The following is a 17,708-nucleotide window of genomic DNA, read 5'->3' as shown; positions in this document are numbered from 1 at the left end:
TTATCCCAGGGGGGCCCCCCCGCCTTGGGGGGGGGGGGGGGGGGCCCCGCGGGGGGGGGGGGGGCCGGGGGGGGGGGGGGGGGCCCCCCCCCCCCCCCCCCCCGCCGCCGTTTTGCGCGGCGCTGTCGGTGGCACCCGGTAGCCTGCTCGAACTGGAGACCACAGGGAGGGTGACGTGCGCGTTCTCGGGGTGGACCCGGGGCTGACCCGGTGTGGCGTGGGGGTCGTCGAGGGAACCGCCGGCCGGCCCCTGACCATGCTCGGCGTGGGCGTCGTCCGCACGCCCGCCGACGCGGACACCCCGGTCCGGCTGGTCGGGATCGAAGAGGGCATGGAGGCCTGGCTCGACGAGTACCGGCCCGAACTGGTCGCCGTGGAGCGGGTGTTCAGCCAGCACAACGTCCGTACGGTGATGGGCACCGCCCAGGCCAGCGCGGTGGCCATGCTCTGCGCGGCCCGCCGCGGCATCCCGGTCGCCCTGCACACCCCCAGCGAGGTCAAGGCCGCCGTCACCGGCAGCGGCCGGGCGGACAAGGCCCAGGTCGGCGCGATGGTCACCCGGCTGCTCCGGCTGGACGCCCCGCCCAAGCCGGCCGACGCCGCCGACGCCCTGGCCCTCGCCATCTGCCACATCTGGCGCGCCCCCGCGCAGAACCGCCTCCAGCAGGCGGCCGCCGCGCACGCCGCAGGCAGGCGGGGCACCGCGTCGCCCGCGGAGGCCCTGCTCGCCGCCCGCCGGCCCGCCCGCACCCCGTCCGCCGTACGCAGCCCGAAAGGCCCCACCGCATGATCGCCTTCGTCACCGGCCCCGTCGCCGCGCTGGCCCCGACCACGGCCGTGATCGAGGTCGGCGGCGTCGGCATGGCAGTCCAGTGCACCCCCACCACCATCGCCGGCCTCCGGCTCGGCGAGCAGGCGCGGCTGGCCACCTCGCTGGTCGTACGCGAGGACTCCCTCACCCTCTACGGCTTCGCGGACGACGACGAGCGGCAGGTCTTCGAGCTCCTCCAGACCGCCAGCGGCGTCGGCCCGCGCCTCGCCCAGGCCATGCTCGGGGTGCACAGCCCCGACGCGCTGCGGACGGCGGTCTCCACCGGGGACGAGAAGGCCCTCATGGCGGTGCCGGGGATCGGCAAGAAGGGCGCCCAGAAGCTGCTGCTGGAGCTGAAGGACAAGCTGGGTGCGCCGCTGGGTACGAGCGGGCTGGTCGGCGCGCAGCGGGTGGCCGCGGGGCCGGCGCCCTGGTCGGAGCAGCTGGCTGCCGCGCTCATCGGCCTCGGGTATGCGTCCAGGGAGGCCGAGGAAGCTGTGGCTGCGGTTGCACCGCAGGCCGAGGCCGCAATTGCCGAGTCCGGGTCCGCCCCGGTCCCGCAGCTGCTGCGGGCCGCCCTCCAGACCCTCAGCCGCACCCGCTGACCGCTGCGCGGAGCCTTTCCCCCACCCCGCCCCTTCCCGAAACTGGGGGCGCTGCCCCCAGACCCTCGCTCCTCAAACGCCGGAGGGGCTGAAATCAGCCCCTCCGGCGTTTGAGGAGCGGGTCCGGGCGGAGCCCTGGGGGCACCTCCCAGCGGTAGCTGGGGGAGGAACGGAGGAAGGGCGGGTAGGGGACCGGCCCCGCAGGGCACCACCCGCACCGGCAACGGCCCGCACCCGGCAACGGCACGGACCGGCACCCGGCACGGGACCCGCACCGTACGACCACCGCACGACACCGAAAAGGGCAGACACCGTGAACTGGGACGAGGACGACACCGGCACCGCCGCGGAGCGACTGGTCGGCGCCGCCGCCGACGGCGAGGACAGCGCCGTCGAGGCGGCGCTGCGCCCGAAGGACCTCGACGAGTTCGTCGGCCAGGAGAAGGTCCGCCAGCAGCTCGACCTCGTCCTCAAGGCGGCCCGCCAGCGCGGTGCCACCGCCGACCACGTCCTGCTCTCCGGCGCCCCCGGCCTCGGCAAGACCACCCTCTCGATGATCATCGCGGCCGAGATGGGGGCCCCGATCCGGATCACCTCGGGCCCCGCCATCCAGCACGCGGGCGACCTGGCCGCCATCCTCTCCTCCCTCCAGGAGGGCGAGGTGCTCTTCCTCGACGAGATCCACCGGATGTCCCGGCCCGCCGAGGAGATGCTCTACATGGCGATGGAGGACTTCCGCGTCGACGTGATCGTCGGCAAGGGCCCCGGCGCCACCGCCATCCCCCTGGAGCTGCCGCCCTTCACCCTGGTCGGCGCCACCACCCGGGCCGGTCTGCTGCCCCCGCCCCTGCGGGACCGCTTCGGCTTCACCGGCCACATGGAGTTCTACGCCCCCGAGGAGCTGCAGCGCGTCGTCCACCGCTCCGCCCGCCTGCTCGACGTGGAGATCGACGCCGACGGGGCCGCCGAGATCGCCGGCCGCTCCCGCGGCACCCCCCGCATCGCCAACCGCCTGCTCCGCCGTGTCCGCGACTACGCCCAGGTCAAGGCCGACGGTGTGATCACCCGCGAGATCGCGGCAGCGGCCCTCGGCGTGTACGAGGTGGACGCGCGCGGCCTGGACCGCCTCGACCGCGCCGTGCTGGAGGCCCTGCTGAAGCTCTTCGGCGGCGGCCCGGTGGGCCTGTCCACCCTGGCCGTGGCCGTGGGGGAGGAGCGCGAGACCGTCGAGGAGGTGGCCGAACCGTTCCTGGTGCGCGAGGGACTGCTGGCCCGCACCCCGCGCGGCCGGGTGGCCACCCCCGCGGCCTGGGCCCACCTGGGCCTCGTACCGCCGGGGCAGGCCGGAAGTGGATCAAGCGGACAACAGGGCCTGTTCGGGGCGTGACGGCGCGGAGGGTCGCCTGGTCAGGAACCCGGGTGCCATGCTGGGCGTTGTTCCATCGGTGCGGACTCGCCTAGACTCCGCCGATGCCGACCGTCCGAGGTCGGTGTGCCCACCCCCGTAGAAAATGGCCGCCTCTCCTGCGCGGTCGTGCGAAGGAAACTCCGTCCCGTGAACAATCTCGTGACCTTCCTCCCGTTCATCGTGCTCATCGGGGCCATGTTCCTGATGACCCGCTCCGCCAAGAAGAAGCAGCAGGCGGCGGCGTCGATGCGCGACCAGATGACGCCCGGCACCGGTGTGCGCACGATCGGCGGCATGTACGCCACGGTGAAGGAAGTCGGCGACGACACCGTCACCCTCGAGGTCGCCCCGGGCGTCCACGCGGTCTACGCGAAGAACGCCATCGGCGCCGTCCTCGAGGATGCGGAGTACAACCGCATCGTGCACGGCGCCGGCGATGATCTGACCATCGACACGCCGGTCGTCCCGGACGACGCGTCCTCCCTCACCGAGGCCGAGGACAAGGCGGACGACACCAAGATCGACCTCGGCAAGACCGAGGCCGACGGGGACATCCCGGGCACCAAGGACGGCAAGACGGACGGCGAGGCCGACGCGAAGTAAGCCGGCCGACGGGGACCGCGCGACGCCCACCGGCGTCCGGCGCGGTCCCGGTCAGTGCTCACTTCTGCGGGGGGCAGGCCCCCACAACACTTTCGTGGCCGCCTGAGCGCACACCCGGCGCGGGCGGTTGGACAGGGAGATACGACAAGGTGGCAGCACCGAAGAAGGGCCGACGGCCCACGGGGGCTCAGGGCAGGCCGGGGCGTGCCCTGGCGGTGATCCTGATCGCGATGGTGGCGCTCACCGCGGGGATGTTCATCTCCAAGCAGACGACGCCCCGCCTGGGCATCGACCTGGCGGGTGGCACGACCATCACGCTCAAGGCCAAGAGCGAGCCCGGCAAGCCGAACGCGGTCAACGAGACCAACATGAACACCGCGGTCGGCATCATCGAGCGCCGTGTCAACGGTCTCGGCGTCTCGGAGGCCGAGGTCCAGACCCAGGGCCGCGATCACATCATCGTGAACATCCCCAAGGGGACGAACGAGAAGCAGGCCCGCGAGCAGGTCGGCACGACCGCGCAGCTCTACTTCCGCCCGGTCGTGGCGTACGCGCCCGGCGCCCCGGCGGCCCCCGAGCCGACCCCGTCGGCGAGCCCCTCCGGCAAGCCGAAGGCCGAGGGCGGCAAGAGCACCGCCACCCCGACCCCGAAGGCGAGCGCGAGCTCCCAGGGCCGCGCGGTGCCGGAGGCCCTGAAGGCCCCGAGCCCCACGCCGACGCCGGACGCCTCGAAGAAGGCCGACGACAAGAAGGCCACTCCGGCTCCGACGCCGGCCCCGGACGCCGCCACCGGTGACCTCCAGAAGCAGTTCGCCGCGCTGGACTGCACCAAGGAGGCCGGGCGGGCCAACGCCGGCAAGAACGCCAAGCCCACCGAGCCCACCGTCGCCTGTGGCCTGAACAACGCCGGCCAGTGGTCCAAGTGGCTGCTCGGCCCGGTCGAGGTCGACGGCCAGGACGTCTCCGACGCCAAGGGTGTCCTCGACCCGCAGCGCGCGATGTGGATCGTCCAGCTGAAGTTCACGGACAAGGGCGCCGACAAGTTCGCCAAGACCACCGGCGCGCTGGCGGCCAAGCAGTCCCCGCAGAACCAGTTCGCCATCGTGCTCGACGGCGAGGTCATCTCCGACCCGTCCGTCAGCACCGCGATCACCGGCGGCAACGCCGAGATCTCCGGCGGCTTCACCCAGCAGTCCGCCCAGGACCTGGGCAACATGCTCTCCTACGGCGCCCTGCCGCTGTCCTTCCAGGAGGACAGCGTCACCACCGTCACCTCGGCGCTCGGCAGCGAGCAGCTGAAGGCCGGCCTCATCGCCGGTGCCATCGGCCTGGCCCTGGTCGTGATCTACCTCGTGGCGTACTACCGCGGGCTGTCGCTCATCGCGATCCTCAGCCTCCTGGTGTCCGCGATCCTCACGTACACGATCATGGCGCTGCTCGGCAAGGGCATCGGGTTCGCCCTGAACCTGCCCGCCGTCTGTGGTGCGATCGTCGCCATCGGCATCACCGCGGACTCGTTCATCGTGTACTTCGAGCGCATCCGCGACGAGGTCCGCGAGGGCCGCACCCTGCGCCCGGCCGTCGAGCGTGCCTGGCCGCGTGCCCGGCGCACCATCCTGGTCTCCGACTTCGTGTCGTTCCTGGCGGCCGCCGTGCTGTTCATCGTCACCGTCGGCAAGGTGCAGGGCTTCGCGTTCACGCTGGGCCTGACCACCCTCCTCGACGTGGTCGTGGTCTTCCTCTTCACCAAGCCGATCATGACGCTGCTGGCGCGCACCAAGTTCTTCGCCGACGGCCACCCGTGGTCGGGCCTGGACCCGAAGCGCCTCGGCGCGAAGCCGCCGCTGCGCCGCTCCCGCCGTGCCACCGCCCCTGCCGCTGGCAGCCCCGTCGAACCGAAGGAGGCCTGAGATGTCGAAGCTCGGTAACCTCGGCGCCCGGCTGTACCGAGGCGAGGTCGGCTACGACTTCGTCGGCAAGCGGATGGTCTGGTACGCCGTCTCGATCCTGATCACCATCACGGCGATCGTGGCGCTGGCCGTCCAGGGCCTCAACATGGGCATCGAGTTCAAGGGCGGTGCCGTCTTCACCACCCCGAAGACCACGGTGTCCGTGGAGAAGGCCCAGGAGGACGCGGAGACGGCCTCCGGCCACGACGCGATCGTCCAGGAGCTCGGCACCGGCGGCCTGCGCATCCAGATCTCCGGTCTGGACACCGACCAGGCCAACGACGTGAAGACGAAGCTCGCCGCCGACCTGGGGGTCAAGGAGGCGGACATCAACGCCGACCTCGTCGGCCCCAGCTGGGGTGAGCAGATCGCGAACAAGGCCTGGACCGGCCTCGCGGTCTTCATGATCCTCGTGGTGATCTACCTCGCCATCGCCTTCGAGTGGCGGATGGCCGTCGCCGCGCTGATCGCGCTCATCCACGACCTCACCATCACCGTCGGCATCTACGCGCTGGTCGGCTTCGAGGTCACCCCGGGCACGGTCATCGGTCTGCTGACGATCCTCGGTTACTCCCTCTACGACACCGTCGTCGTCTTCGACGGTCTGAAGGAAGCCTCCAAGGACATCACCAAGCAGACCCGCTACACCTACAGCGAGGTCGCCAACCGCAGCCTCAACGGCACGCTGGTCCGCTCGATCAACACCACCGTCGTGGCGCTGCTGCCCGTCGCCGGCCTGCTGTTCATCGGCGGCGGCGTGCTGGGTGCCGGCATGCTCAACGACATCTCGCTGTCGCTGTTCGTCGGCCTCGCGGCCGGCGCGTACTCCTCGATCTTCATCGCCACCCCGCTGGTCGCCGACCTCAAGGAGCGCGACCCGGCGATGAAGGCCCTCCGCAAGCGCGTGCTCGCCAAGCGGGCCGCGGCCGCCGCGAAGGGCGAGTCCCCGGACGACGCCGCCGACGACGCGGGCGCCGAGGTCGTGGGCCAGGGCGGCCGTACCGCGCGGGCGACGGGACACCGCCGGTGACCGGGGCCGTACGCGAGCTGCTGCTCAGCCGGATCAAGGACGTACCGGACTACCCCAAGCCCGGCGTGATGTTCAAGGACATCACCCCGCTGCTGGCGGACCCGGAGGCGTTCGGTGCCCTCACCGAGGCCCTCGCCGAGCTGTGCGTACGGCACGGCGCGACGAAGATCGTCGGTCTCGAGGCGCGCGGGTTCATCCTCGCCGCCCCGGTGGCGGTCCGGTCGCGGATCGGCTTCGTGCCGGTCCGCAAGGCCGGCAAGCTGCCCGGTGCGACCCTCCGGCAGGCGTACGAGCTCGAGTACGGCACCGCGGAGATCGAGGTGCACGCCGAGGACCTGGCCCCGGGCGACCGGGTCATGGTCATCGACGACGTGCTGGCCACCGGCGGCACCGCCGAGGCCTCGCTGGAGCTGATCCGGCGGGCCGGGGCGGACGTCGCGGGCGTCGCGGTGCTGATGGAGCTCAGCTTCCTCGCCGGCCGCGCGCGCCTGGAGGCCAGCCTGGGCGGGGCCCCGCTGGAGGCCCTGATCGTGGTCTGACGACCGCACTCTCCCGCGGAGCGGCGGGCACCGGACACGTCCGGTGCCCGCCGCTTCCGTGTGAGCGGGGGGCCCCGGGGCTGTCCGCCAGGCGGCCGCGGGGAACGTGCCGGGCCACGGGTCGCTACCATGGGTTTTCCGGACCTGACCGGGGCCCCGGAACCTCCCCCGGACTCCGGGGGGACCCCCTGAGGAGCGCTCTTGCCAGACGAGGTCCAGCCACTCTCCGCCGCGCAGCCCGACAAGCAGGCAGACCCGGCCACGGCGCCCGCCGCCACGCCCCCCGCGGCGCCCAAGCCCGTACCGCCGGTTCCGCCCCGGCCGCTGCCGGCCAAGCCCGGCGGTTCGTCCAACCGCGTGCGGGCCCGACTCGCCCGGCTGGGCGTCCAGCGCTCCAACCCGTACAACCCGGTCCTGGAGCCGCTGCTGCGCATCGTCCGCAGCAACGACCCGAAGATCGAGACGGCGACGCTCCGGCAGATCGAGAAGGCCTACCAGGTCGCCGAGCGCTGGCACCGCGGCCAGAAGCGCAAGAGCGGCGACCCGTACATCACGCACCCGCTCGCGGTGACGACGATCCTCGCAGAGCTGGGCATGGACCCGGCCACGCTGATGGCGGGCCTGCTGCACGACACCGTCGAGGACACCGAGTACGGGCTCGACCAGCTCCGCCGCGACTTCGGCGACGCCGTCGCCCTGCTCGTCGACGGCGTCACCAAGCTGGACAAGGTCAAGTTCGGCGAGGCCGCGCAGGCCGAGACGGTCCGCAAGATGGTCGTCGCCATGGCCAAGGACCCGCGGGTCCTGGTCATCAAGCTCGCCGACCGCCTGCACAACATGCGCACCATGCGCTACCTCAAGCGGGAGAAGCAGGAGAAGAAGGCCCGCGAGACCCTCGAGATCTACGCGCCCCTGGCCCACCGCCTGGGCATGAACACGATCAAGTGGGAGCTGGAGGACCTCGCCTTCGCGATCCTCTACCCCAAGATGTACGACGAGATCGTCCGCCTGGTCGCCGAGCGCGCCCCGAAGCGGGACGAGTACCTCGCCGTCGTCACCGACGAGGTCCAGGCCGACCTGCGGGCCGCCCGCATCAAGGCGACCGTCACCGGCCGCCCGAAGCACTACTACAGCGTCTACCAGAAGATGATCGTGCGGGGCCGCGACTTCGCCGAGATCTACGACCTGGTGGGCATCCGCGTCCTCGTCGACACCGTCCGCGACTGCTACGCGGCGCTGGGCACCGTCCACGCCCGCTGGAACCCGGTTCCGGGGCGGTTCAAGGACTACATCGCGATGCCCAAGTTCAACATGTACCAGTCGCTCCACACGACGGTCATCGGGCCCAACGGTAAGCCGGTCGAGCTGCAGATCCGCACCTTCGACATGCACCGCCGCGCCGAGTACGGCATCGCCGCGCACTGGAAGTACAAGCAGCAGACCGTCGCCGGCGCCTCCAAGATCCGCACCGACGTCCCGCAGGCCGCCAAGGGCAGCGCCGGCCAGGACACGGTCAACGACATGGCGTGGCTGCGCCAGCTGCTCGACTGGCAGAAGGAGACCGAGGACCCGGGTGAGTTCCTCGACTCGCTGCGCTTCGACCTCTCCCGCAACGAGGTCTTCGTCTTCACGCCGAAGGGCGACGTCATAGCGCTCCCGGCCGGGGCCACGCCGGTCGACTTCGCCTTCGCCGTCCACACCGAGGTCGGCTACCGGACCATAGGGGCCCGGGTCAACGGCCGCCTCGTCCCGCTGGAGTCCACCCTCGACAACGGCGACCTCGTGGAGGTCTTCACCTCCAAGGCCGAGGGCGCCGGGCCGTCCCGCGACTGGCTGACCTTCGTCAAGTCACCGCGCGCCCGCAACAAGATCCGCGCCTGGTTCTCCAAGGAGCGCCGCGACGAGGCGATCGAGCAGGGCAAGGACGCCATCGCGCGGGCCATGCGCAAGCAGAACCTGCCGATCCAGCGGATCCTCACCGGCGACTCGCTGGTCACCCTGGCCCACGAGATGCGCTACCCCGACATCTCCTCGCTGTACGCGGCGATCGGCGAGGGACACGTCTCGGCGCAGGCCGTCGTCTCCAAGCTCGTCCAGGCCATGGGCGGCGAGGAGGCCGCGAACGAGGACATCGAGGAGAGCGTCCCGCCGTCGCGCGGCCGCTCCAAGCGGCGCGCGAACGCCGACCCCGGTGTCGTGGTCAAGGGCGTCGAGGACGTCTGGGTCAAGCTGGCCCGCTGCTGCACGCCGGTGCCGGGCGACCCGATCATCGGCTTCGTCACGCGCGGCAGTGGCGTATCGGTTCACCGCGCCGACTGCGTGAACGTCGACTCGCTCTCGCAGCAGCCCGAGCGGATCCTCGAGGTCGAGTGGGCGCCCACCCAGTCCTCCGTCTTCCTGGTCGCCATCCAGGTCGAGGCGCTGGACCGGTCCCGGCTCCTGTCGGACGTCACGCGGGTCCTCTCCGACCAGCACGTCAACATCCTGTCGGCGGCCGTGCAGACCTCCCGGGACCGGGTGGCCACCTCGCGGTTCACCTTCGAGATGGGCGACCCGAAGCACCTGGGCCACGTCCTGAAGGCCGTACGCGGCGTGGAGGGCGTCTACGACGTCTACCGCGTCACCTCCGCCCGCCGGCCCTAGCCGGCCGGTCCGTACGGGCCCCGGCCGCCCGGACGACACGAGAGGGGCTCCCGTACCGCGGTACGGGAGCCCCTCTCGTCGCTCGGAACGGCGTCCCGGCAGCCTGATCGGCCTGATCAGCCGCCGAACTCCTCCAGGCCCTTCAGCGCCTGGTCCAGGAGGGCCTGGCGGCCCTCCAGCTCACGCTGGAGCTTGTCGGCCTTGGCGGTGTTGCCCGCCGCGCGGGCGGCCTCGGCCTGCTCGCGCAGCTTGTCGACGGCCGCCTGCAGCTGACCGGTCAGACCCGCGGCGCGCGCACGCGCCTCCGGGTTCGTCCGGCGCCACTCGGCCTCCTCCGACTCCTGGATGGCCCGCTCGACGGCGTGCATCCGGCCCTCGACCTTGGGACGGGCGTCCCGCGGCACGTGGCCGATGGCCTCCCAGCGCTCGTTGATGGACCGGAACGCGGCACGCGCGGCCTTCAGGTCCGTCACCGGCAGGAGCTTCTCGGCCTCGTCGGCCAGCTCCTCCTTGAGCTTCAGGTTCTCCGACTGCTCGGCGTCACGCTCGGCGAACACCTCGCTGCGCGCCGCGAAGAAGACGTCCTGCGCCCCGCGGAAGCGGTTCCACAGGTCGTCCTCGGCCTCGCGCTGCGCCCGGCCGGCCGCCTTCCAGTCCGCCATCAGCTCGCGGTAGCGGGCGGCCGTCGGACCCCAGTCGGTGGAGCCGGAGAGCGATTCGGCCTCGACGACCAGCCGCTCCTTGATCTTGCGGGCGTCCTCGCGCTGCGCGTCCAGGGACGCGAAGTGCGCCTTGCGCCGCTTGGAGAACGCCGAGCGGGCGTGCGAGAAGCGGTGCCACAGCTCGTCGTCCGACTTGCGGTCGAGGCGGGGCAGCCCCTTCCACGTGTCGACCAGGGCGCGCAGCCGCTCGCCCGCGGACCGCCACTGGTCGCTCTGCGCCAGCTCCTCGGCCTCGGCGACCAGCGCCTCCTTGGCGTGCTTGGCCTCGTCGGTCTGCTTGGCCTTCTGGGCCTTGCGCTCCTCGCGGCGCGACTCGACCGTCTCGACCAGTTTGTCGAGCCGGACGCGCAGCGCGGCGAGGTCGCCCACCGCGTGGTGCTCCTCGACCTGCTGGCGCAGGTGATCGATCGCCGTCGTCGCGTCCTTGGCGGACAGGTCGGTGGTCCGCACCCGTCGCTCGAGGAGGCCGATCTCGACCACCAGGCCCTCGTACTTGCGCTCGAAGTAGGCCAGGGCCTCCTCAGGGGTGCCCGCCTGCCACGATCCGACGACCTGCTCGCCCTCGGCAGTACGCACGTACACGGTGCCCGTCTCGTCGACGCGGCCCCACGGGTCGCTGCTCACAGCGCCTCCTCCACCTGATGCCGGGGGTCAAGCCCCCTGGCATCGTCCACAGTTTCCTGGGGCGGGCAGCGCCCGCCCTGCACAACGCCAATCTAGGCGACCGCCGGGCCGCCTGTCCGCATCCGGCGACACGGAATCTCGCCCGTCAGCCCTTGGTGACCGTCGCCTTTTCGATGGTCACTCCCTTTTGCGGCGCTCCGTCCGTCGCACCGCCCGCGACACCGGCCTTCGCGACCTCCTCCACGGCCTTCAGACCGGCCGCGTCGAGCTTGCCGAAGGGCGTGTACGTCGGGGGCAGCTTGCTGTCCTTGTACACGAGGAAGAACTGGCTGCCGCCCGAGCCGGGCTGGCCGGTGTTGGCCATGGCCACGGTGCCGGCCGGGTACGTCACCGTGCCGTCCGCGCCCGCCTTGCCCAGGCCGTCCAGGTTCTCGTCCGGGATCGTGTAGCCCGGGCCGCCGCTGCCGGTGCCCTGCGGGTCGCCGCACTGGAGGACGTAGATGCCGCCCGTGGTCAGGCGGTGGCACTTCGTCTTGTCGAAGTAGCCGCCGTCGGCCAGCGACTTGAACGAGTTCACGGTGTGCGGGGTCTTGGCCGCGTCCATCGTGATGCCGAGGTCGCCCTGGTTCGTCTTGAGGGCGAAGGTGTACTTCGCCTTCTGGTCGATCGCCATGGCGGGCTCCTTCTTCGCCTCCGGGGTGGCCGAGGGCGTCGCGGTCGAGCTCGGCCGGGCCTCGGGCGTGGCGTCGTCCTTCGAGGAGAACGCGCCGGACGCCACGGTCGCCACGACCGCCGCGATCACCACCGCCACCGCCGAGCCGATGACCGCGCCCTTGCGGCGCGCCTTGCGCTGGGCGTCCACCCGGCGCTGCTGCTGCCGCTCGAACTTCTCCCTGGCGTTCTTCCGCCGCTGCTCACTGGTGACCACCGGGTCGTCTCCTTGTGCTCTCACGTGCTGCTGTCCGGGCTGGGTCAGGCCGTACCGTATATGGGTTCGCTGTGTGCTGAGCAGCGCCGGTAGGCTCTGATCTGCCGCAATCCGCCCGCCGCTACGCCGGCCCGATGACGATCTGAGGACGAACGTGCTCATTGCCGGGTTCCCCGCCGGGGCCTGGGGGACCAACTGCTACGTGGTCGCCCCCGCCGCCGGCGAGGAGTGCGTGATCATCGACCCGGGCCACCAGGCCACCCAGGGAGTCGAGGACACCCTCCGGAAACATCGGCTCAAGCCCGTCGCGGTCGTCCTCACCCACGGCCACATCGACCATGTCGCCTCCGTGGTTCCGGTCTGCGGGGCGCACGACGTGCCCGCCTGGATCCACCCCGAGGACCGCTACATGATGAGCGACCCGGAGAAGGCGCTGGGCCGTTCCATCGGGATGCCGCTGATGGGCGAGCTGACCGTGGGGGAGCCGGACGACCTCCGTGAGCTCACCGACGGCAGCGAGCTGAAGCTGGCCGGTCTGGACTTCACCGTCGCGCACGCGCCCGGTCATACCAGGGGGTCGGTGACCTTCCGGATGCCCGAGCTCGCGGACGTGCCGTCCGTGTTCTTCTCGGGCGACCTGCTGTTCGCCGGCTCCATCGGACGCACCGACCTGCCCGGCGGCTCCCACGCCGAGATGCTCGAGTCGCTGGCCCGCGTGTGCCTGCCGCTCGACGACTCGACCGTGGTGCTGTCCGGCCACGGCCCCCAGACCACCATCGGCCGCGAGCGCGCGACCAACCCGTACCTCCGGGAAGTCGCCGCCGGCCTGGGAGACGGCACCGCCGCCCCACGACGAGGAATGTGACGAGAGTTTCGTGAGCACCTTCAAGGCCCCCAAGGGCACGTACGACCTGATCCCGCCGTACTCCGCGAAGTACCTGGCGGTGCGCGAGGCCATCTCCGGCCCGCTCCGCACGTCCGGCTACGGCTACATCGAGACCCCCGGCTTCGAGGACGTCGACCTCTTCGCCCGCGGCGTCGGCGAGTCCACGGACATCGTGACCAAGGAGATGTACGCCTTCGAGACCAAGGGCGGCGACAGGCTCGCCCTGCGTCCCGAGGGCACCGCCTCCGTGCTGCGCGCGGCCCTGGAGGCCAGCCTGCACAAGCAGGGCAACCTGCCGGTCAAGCTCTGGTACTCGGGCTCGTACTACCGCTACGAGCGCCCGCAGAAGGGCCGCTACCGCCACTTCTCGCAGGTCGGCGCCGAGGCGATCGGCGCCGAGGACCCGGCCCTGGACGCCGAGCTGATCATCCTGGCCGACCAGGCGTACCGCTCCCTGGGCCTGCAGAACTTCCGCATCCTGCTGAACTCGCTGGGCGACAAGGAGTGCCGCCCGGTCTACCGCGAGGCGCTCCAGACCTTCCTGCGCGGCCTCGACCTGGACGAGGAGACCCTGCGCCGGGCCGAGATCAACCCGCTGCGGGTCCTGGACGACAAGCGTGCCGACGTCCAGAAGCAGCTCGTCGACGCCCCGCTGCTGCGCGACTACCTGTGCGACGCGTGCAAGGCGTACCACGACGAGGTGCGCGCGCTGGTGACCGCGGCGGGCGTGGTCTTCGAGGACGACGCGAAGCTCGTGCGCGGCCTGGACTACTACACCCGCACGACCTTCGAGTTCGTGCACGACGGCCTGGGCTCGCAGTCCGCGGTCGGCGGCGGCGGCCGGTACGACGGCCTGTCCGAGATGATCGGAGGCCCCGCGCTGCCGTCCGTGGGCTGGGCGCTGGGCGTGGACCGCACGGTGCTGGCCCTGGAGGCCGAGGGCGTGGAGCTGGACATCCCGGCCGCCACCGCCGTGTTCGCCGTCGCCATCGGCGAGGAGGCCCGCCGGCTGCTGTTCGGCAAGGTGACCGAGCTGCGCCGGGCCGGGATCGCGGCCGACTTCGCGTACGGGGGCAAGGGCCTCAAGGGCGCCATGAAGGACGCGAACCGCAGCGGCGCGCGGCTGACCGTGGTCGCCGGCGAGCGTGACCTCGCCGAGGGCGTCGTCCAGCTGAAGGACATGGAGTCCGGCGAGCAGACCGCGGTGCCGGTCGCGGACCTGGTGGCGACCGTCCGGACGAAGCTGGCGTGATCCCGTCGGACGCCGGAGGGGCCTGCCGCGTGCGGCAGGCCCCTCCGGCGTCTGCGTCTACAGCAGGCCCTCGCGCAGGGCGGTGGTCACGGCCGCCGTGCGGTCGTCCACGCCCAGCTTGCCGAAGATCCGCAGCAGGTGGGTCTTGACCGTGGACTCCGCCACGTAGAGGCGGCGGCCGACCTCCGCGTTGGTCAGGCCGTCGGCGACCAGCCGCAGCACCGCCACCTCCCGGTCCGAGAGCCGGGGCCGCCCGGGCTTCGCGCGCAGCCGGTCCACCAGGCGGCCCGCGACGGTGGGGGCCAGCACGGTCTCGCCGCGCACGGCCGCCCGTACCGCCTCGGCTAGCTCACCGCGGGCGAGGTCCTTGAGGAGGTAGCCGGCGGCGCCCGCCTCCACCGCCCGCAGGATGTCGCGGTCGGTCTCGTACGTCGTGAGGACCACCACCCGGCAGGGCAGGCCCGCCGCGGTGATCCGGCCGGTCGACTCGACCCCGTCGCCGCCCGGCATCCGCAGGTCCATCAGCACGATGTCCGGCCGCAGTTCGGCGGCCAGGGCCTCCGCCTGCGGGCCGCTGGCGGCCTCGCCGACCACCTCCAGGTCCGGTTCGGCGCTGAGCATGCCGCGCAGGCCCTCCCGTACCACGGGGTGGTCGTCGGCGAGCACGATGCGGATCACGGGGCACTCCCGGGGTCGGTCGGCAGGGTGACGGAGACGGTGGTGCCCAGGCCGGGGGCACTGGTCACGGAGGCGGTGCCGCCCGCCTCGGCGGCGCGGGCGCGCAGGCCGCGCAGGCCGAAGCCGCGGGTCGGGGCGTCCGGCGCGAAGCCGCGGCCCCGGTCCCGTACCGACACCGTCAGTTCATGATCACCGTAGGCGAGCGAGAGCCGGACCGCGGCGCCGGGGCCCGCGTGCTTGGCGGCGTTGGCCAGGGCCTCCTGGCAGGTGCGCAGGGCCACCACCTCCAGCGCGGGCGGCAACGGCCGTACCGGGCCGGTGACGGTGACCGCGGCCTGCGGTTCGTGCCGGTCGGCCAGCCGCCGTACCGCGTCGGGCAGCGAGCCGCCGTCCAGGTCGGCCGGAGCGCCGCCGGCGACCAGGGCCCGGGCCTCGGCGAGGTTCTGCCGCGCGGTCACCGCCATCAGGTCCAGGTGACGGCGGGCCTCCGGCAGGTCGTGGTCGAGCTCGGACTGCACGGCCTGGACGAGCATCAGCAGGCTGGTGAAGCCCTGCGCCAGCGTGTCGTGGATCTCCCGCGACATCCGCTCCCGCTCGGCCAGCGCACCGCGCTCCGCGGAGAGCCGCGCCACCTCCTCACGGCGGGCCTCCAGTTCGGCGATGAGGCGGGCCCGGTCCCGGCTCTGCTCGATGATCCGGATGATCCAGCCGCCGAAGAAGGCGGAGAAGACCAGGGTCACCGCGGCGAACACCGAGTTGAAGAAGACCACGTGGGCCGGGGGCCGCCAGATCAGGGCCCAGCCGGCGACCGGTACGAGGTTGAGCACGGCGGACGCGGCCATCGCCCGGCGCAGAGACAGGAGCATGAAGCAGTGCGGCGCCAGGGCGAAGGTGGCCAGCCGGGTCTCGCCGGCCAGGAACCCGGCGGGCAGGAACAGCGCCATCGCCCCCGCGAGGTACACCGTCGAGCGCCGCAGGTCCTCGCCCTCGGTGAGGATCGCCGGCCGGCCCACCGCCACGTACCAGGGCACGAGGAGGGCCAGCAGGCCCACGGCGGTCAGCCGGTAGGGGGCGGGCGGTTCGGCGGCCCCGAGCAGGAACACCGCGGTCGCGGCCCAGACGACCGCGAAGTAGAGGTCCCACGGCCGGAACGCGCGCTCCCACACGTGGGCGTCGCGCGCTCCGGCGCTCCCGGCGAACTCCGTCAGCCGTCGCGGCGGTTCTTCCACTTGAAGGTGAGCAGACACAGCACCAATCCTCCGATGCACCACGCGCCCAGCACCAGGGCGATCCGTCCGTACTCCCAGCTCCCCGCCTGCTCCAGCACGGCGGCCGACTCCGGCAGGAACACCCCGCGGAAGCCCTGGCACATCCACTTCAGGGGGAACAGCGCGCCGATGTTCAGCAGCCAGTCGGGCAGCGAGCCGACCGGGATGTACACCCCGGAGACGAACTGCAGGACCAGGAAGGGCAGGACGACCACGGAGCTCGCGCTCTTGCCGGAGCGCGGCAGGCTGCTGATCGCGATGCCGAGCAGGGCGCAGCCGGTCAGGCCGAGGGCGAACACCCAGCCGAAGGTCAGCCACTTGGCGGCGGTGCCCGGCAGGTCGAGGCCGAACAGCGCGGTGCCCACGCCGAGCAGCAGCGCGGTCTCGGCGAGCCCGGTGACCAGCACCAGCCAGACCTTGCCCAGGAAGTACGCGGCCGGGGGCATCGGCGTGCCGCGCAGCCTCCGCAGCACCTTCTCGTCGCGCTCGATGGCGATGGAGATGCCCAGCGACTGGAACGAGACGGACATGACGCCCGCGGCGACCATGCCGGCCGCGTAGAGCTGGGAGGCGGTGATGTCCGTGCCTTCCACCTGGTCCCGGAAGATCGAGGCGAACAGGGCCAGGAACACCACCGGGAAGGCGAAGGTGAAGATCACCTGGTCGCGCTGGCGGAAGAACTGGCGCAGCTCCAGGACGCCCCGGCCGAGGCCCAGGGTCCAGGCGCCGGGCAGGGCGCGGGCGGCGGCCTGCGGGGAGGTCGCGGCCGTGGCGGCGGGGGTGGTCATCGGACGTCCTTCCGGGTGAGGGGGGTGGTCGCGGCCGGGCCGGCCGTGCCGTCGGCGGGGCCCTGCTGCCCGGTCAGGCGCAGGTACACGTCTTCGAGCGTGGGGCGGGTGACGCGCAGCCCCGGGATCTCGCCGTCGAAGCGGGTCATCAGTTCGGCCACGGTCCGGGTCGGGGTGTCCGTCGCCACGGAGCGGGACGCGCCGTCCGGGCCCTCGGTCCACTCGACGGTGGCGCCGGTGCCGAACCGGCTTCGAAGCGCGGCCGGTTCGCCCTCGGCGACGACCCTGCCGCCGGCCACCACCGCGAGCCGGTCGGCCAGGGCCTCGGCCTCCTCCAGGTAGTGGGTGGTGAGCAGGATGGTCGTGCCCTCGTCCGCCAGCTGCCGGATCAGCTCCCAGAACTGCCGCCGGGCGGCCGGGTCGAAGCCGGTGGTCGGCTCGTCCAGGAGCAGCAGCTGCGGGCCGCCGATGACCCCGAGGGCCACGTCGAGGCGGCGCCGCCGGCCGCCGGAGAGGCCCTTGACCCGCCGGTCCGCCTCGGCCTCCAGGCCGACCAGGGCGATCACCTCGCGCGGGTCGCGCGGCGCCGGGTAGTAGCGCGCGAAGTGCTCGACGGTCTCGCGTACCGTCAGCTCCGCCGGGGCCGACTCGTCCTGCCAGACGATGCCGACCCGGGAGCGCCAGGCCCGGCCGGCCGTGGCGGGGTCCGCGCCCAGGACGCGGACCTCGCCGCCGTCGCGGTCGCGGTGGCCCTGGAGGATCTCCACCGTCGTGCTCTTGCCGGCGCCGTTGGGGCCGAGGAGGCCGAAGACCTCGCCCTGCCGGATCGTCAGGTCCAGGCCGTCGACGGCCCGGACCTCCCCGTACTGCTTGCGCAGTCCGCGTACTTCCACTGCGAGAGGTGTCATGTCCAAGAGCCTGGCGGGCGGGTGGCCGGAACGGTCCCCCCGGCCGTACGGACCCGTGTCCACCGA

16 protein-coding genes are annotated in these 17,708 nt (G+C 72.5%); 10 read left to right on the top strand and 6 right to left on the bottom strand.

What is annotated here, in order from left to right; all coding sequences use genetic code 11:
* Positions 1-175 precede the first annotated feature (175 nt).
* The 8 genes from ruvC to ACIQUQ_RS22745 all read left to right on the top strand — a co-directional run bounded on the left by ruvC (position 176) and on the right by ACIQUQ_RS22745 (position 9,588).
* Positions 176-790 (top strand): crossover junction endodeoxyribonuclease RuvC, encoded by a 615-nt coding sequence (ruvC, locus tag ACIQUQ_RS22780; protein ID WP_403978683.1) that lies wholly within the window; start codon positions 176-178, stop codon positions 788-790.
* Positions 787-1,416 carry a Holliday junction branch migration protein RuvA gene (ruvA, locus tag ACIQUQ_RS22775; RefSeq protein ID WP_403978680.1) on the top strand — a complete coding sequence of 210 codons (630 nt, stop codon included), beginning with the start codon at positions 787-789 and terminating at the stop codon, positions 1,414-1,416. The genes ruvC and ruvA overlap by 4 nt, the downstream gene beginning before the upstream one ends.
* A 313-nt stretch (positions 1,417-1,729) precedes the next feature.
* Complete coding sequence (ruvB, locus tag ACIQUQ_RS22770) at positions 1,730-2,803, top strand: Holliday junction branch migration DNA helicase RuvB (protein ID WP_403978677.1); 1,074 nt, start codon at positions 1,730-1,732, stop codon at positions 2,801-2,803.
* A gap of 168 nt (positions 2,804-2,971) precedes the next feature.
* On the top strand, positions 2,972-3,427 hold the full coding sequence (gene yajC, locus ACIQUQ_RS22765) for a preprotein translocase subunit YajC (protein WP_403978674.1): 456 nt from the start codon (positions 2,972-2,974) through the stop codon (positions 3,425-3,427).
* Between the two features lie 149 nt (positions 3,428-3,576).
* Positions 3,577-5,337 carry a protein translocase subunit SecD gene (gene secD / locus ACIQUQ_RS22760; RefSeq protein ID WP_403978672.1) on the top strand — a complete coding sequence of 587 codons (1,761 nt, stop codon included), beginning with the start codon at positions 3,577-3,579 and terminating at the stop codon, positions 5,335-5,337.
* 1 nt (position 5,338) lies between these two features.
* Complete coding sequence (secF, locus tag ACIQUQ_RS22755; RefSeq protein ID WP_403978669.1) at positions 5,339-6,406, top strand: protein translocase subunit SecF; 1,068 nt, start codon at positions 5,339-5,341, stop codon at positions 6,404-6,406.
* On the top strand, positions 6,403-6,945 hold the full coding sequence (locus ACIQUQ_RS22750) for an adenine phosphoribosyltransferase (RefSeq protein WP_403978667.1): 543 nt from the start codon (positions 6,403-6,405) through the stop codon (positions 6,943-6,945). The genes secF and ACIQUQ_RS22750 overlap by 4 nt, the downstream gene beginning before the upstream one ends.
* A gap of 201 nt (positions 6,946-7,146) precedes the next feature.
* Positions 7,147-9,588: a RelA/SpoT family protein gene (locus ACIQUQ_RS22745; protein WP_403665802.1), complete on the top strand. Its 2,442-nt coding sequence runs from the start codon at positions 7,147-7,149 to the stop codon at positions 9,586-9,588.
* Positions 9,589-9,704: 116 nt separating this feature from the next.
* Here the strand turns inward: ACIQUQ_RS22745 and ACIQUQ_RS22740 are convergent, their stop codons facing one another.
* Together ACIQUQ_RS22740 and ACIQUQ_RS22735 are read right to left on the bottom strand one after the other, a co-directional pair.
* Positions 9,705-10,934 (bottom strand): DUF349 domain-containing protein, encoded by a 1,230-nt coding sequence (locus ACIQUQ_RS22740; protein WP_403978664.1) that lies wholly within the window; start codon positions 10,932-10,934, stop codon positions 9,705-9,707.
* Positions 10,935-11,079: 145 nt separating this feature from the next.
* The gene (locus tag ACIQUQ_RS22735; RefSeq protein ID WP_403978661.1) at positions 11,080-11,862 is read right to left on the bottom strand and encodes a peptidylprolyl isomerase; all 783 of its coding nucleotides are present in this window, start codon (positions 11,860-11,862) and stop codon (positions 11,080-11,082) included.
* Positions 11,863-12,016: 154 nt separating this feature from the next.
* On the opposite strand from ACIQUQ_RS22735, the gene ACIQUQ_RS22730 reads away from it, so the two are divergent.
* Both ACIQUQ_RS22730 and hisS read left to right on the top strand, forming a co-directional pair.
* Positions 12,017-12,727 carry an MBL fold metallo-hydrolase gene (locus tag ACIQUQ_RS22730; protein ID WP_403665796.1) on the top strand — a complete coding sequence of 237 codons (711 nt, stop codon included), beginning with the start codon at positions 12,017-12,019 and terminating at the stop codon, positions 12,725-12,727.
* A 10-nt stretch (positions 12,728-12,737) separates the two neighbouring features.
* Positions 12,738-14,000 (top strand): histidine--tRNA ligase, encoded by a 1,263-nt coding sequence (gene hisS, locus ACIQUQ_RS22725; RefSeq protein WP_403978658.1) that lies wholly within the window; start codon positions 12,738-12,740, stop codon positions 13,998-14,000.
* Positions 14,001-14,057: 57 nt separating this feature from the next.
* Here the strand turns inward: hisS and ACIQUQ_RS22720 are convergent, their stop codons facing one another.
* The 4 genes from ACIQUQ_RS22720 to ACIQUQ_RS22705 are packed head-to-tail and all read right to left on the bottom strand — an operon-like array spanning position 14,058 to position 17,642.
* The gene (locus tag ACIQUQ_RS22720) at positions 14,058-14,678 is read right to left on the bottom strand and encodes a response regulator (protein WP_403978656.1); all 621 of its coding nucleotides are present in this window, start codon (positions 14,676-14,678) and stop codon (positions 14,058-14,060) included.
* Complete coding sequence (locus ACIQUQ_RS22715; protein WP_403978654.1) at positions 14,675-15,925, bottom strand: sensor histidine kinase; 1,251 nt, start codon at positions 15,923-15,925, stop codon at positions 14,675-14,677. The genes ACIQUQ_RS22720 and ACIQUQ_RS22715 overlap by 4 nt, the downstream gene beginning before the upstream one ends.
* Positions 15,883-16,734: an ABC transporter permease gene (locus ACIQUQ_RS22710; protein WP_403978651.1), complete on the bottom strand. Its 852-nt coding sequence runs from the start codon at positions 16,732-16,734 to the stop codon at positions 15,883-15,885. The genes ACIQUQ_RS22715 and ACIQUQ_RS22710 overlap by 43 nt, the downstream gene beginning before the upstream one ends.
* On the bottom strand, positions 16,731-17,642 hold the full coding sequence (locus tag ACIQUQ_RS22705; RefSeq protein ID WP_403978648.1) for an ABC transporter ATP-binding protein: 912 nt from the start codon (positions 17,640-17,642) through the stop codon (positions 16,731-16,733). Before ACIQUQ_RS22705 ends, ACIQUQ_RS22710 begins: the two co-directional genes overlap by 4 nt.
* Positions 17,643-17,708 lie beyond the last annotated feature (66 nt).

The organism is Streptomyces sp. NPDC101118 (assembly GCF_044759445.1).
GTDB lineage: Bacteria > Actinomycetota > Actinomycetes > Streptomycetales > Streptomycetaceae > Streptomyces.
This window is presented reverse-complemented; position numbering and strand designations above follow the sequence as displayed.

Bases quoted from the DNA above. Each gene is read 5' to 3' on its own strand.
- ACIQUQ_RS22710 (WP_403978651.1), bottom strand. From the start codon at position 16,734: ATGACCACCCCCGCCGCCACGGCCGCGACCTCCCCGCAGGCCGCCGCC.
- ACIQUQ_RS22705 (WP_403978648.1), bottom strand. From the start codon at position 17,642: ATGACACCTCTCGCAGTGGAAGTACGCGGACTGCGCAAGCAGTACGGG.
- ruvA (WP_403978680.1), top strand. From the start codon at position 787: ATGATCGCCTTCGTCACCGGCCCCGTCGCCGCGCTGGCCCCGACCACG.
- secF (WP_403978669.1), top strand. From the start codon at position 5,339: ATGTCGAAGCTCGGTAACCTCGGCGCCCGGCTGTACCGAGGCGAGGTC.